Genomic DNA, 663 nt, shown 5'->3' with positions numbered 1-663 from the left:
TTCTGGGCCGAGCAGGCCCGCAGGCTGCACTGGGAGCAGCCGTGGACCCAGGTGCTGGACTGGAGTGACGCTCCGGTGGCGAAGTGGTTCGTCGGCGGCAAACTCAACGTCGCCTACAACTGTGTGGACCGCCACGTCTTGGCCGGCCACGGCGAACAGGTCGCCATCCACTGGGAAGGCGAACCCGGCGACTCGCGCGCCATCACCTACGAACAGCTCCAGGACGAGGTCTGCCGGGCCGCCAACGCGCTCACCGAACTGGGTCTGGTCGCGGGCGACCGGGTAGCGATCTATATGCCGATGGTGCCCGAGGCCATCGTGTCCATGCTCGCCTGCGCCCGCCTCGGGCTCACGCACTCGGTGGTCTTCGCCGGATTCTCCCCCGCCGCCCTGCGTCAGCGCGTCGACGACGCCGGTGCGCGCTTGGTGATCACCACCGACGGGCAGTGGCGGCGCGGCAAACCCGCACCGCTCAAGACCGCGGTGGACGAGGCATTGGGCGACGACCCGACGACCGTCGAGCACGTGCTGGTGGTACGCCGCACCGGCGTCGAAGTCCCCTGGACCGAGGGCCGCGACCTGTGGTGGCACGACACCGTCGCCCCCGCCTCCCCCACCCACGAACCCGAAGCCTTCGACGCCGAACACCCCCTGTTCATCCTC

General features: G+C 69.8%; 1 protein-coding gene. It reads left to right on the top strand.

Annotated elements, in window-relative coordinates; translation table 11 throughout:
• Positions 1 to 663, top strand: a 663-nt coding sequence (locus ON27_RS01875; protein WP_043718404.1) for an AMP-binding protein, incomplete at both ends; no start/stop codon positions are given.

Origin of the sequence: Nocardia asiatica NBRC 100129 (assembly GCF_000308415.1) — a bacterium.
Lineage (GTDB): Bacteria > Actinomycetota > Actinomycetes > Mycobacteriales > Mycobacteriaceae > Nocardia > Nocardia asiatica.
This window is presented reverse-complemented; position numbering and strand designations above follow the sequence as displayed.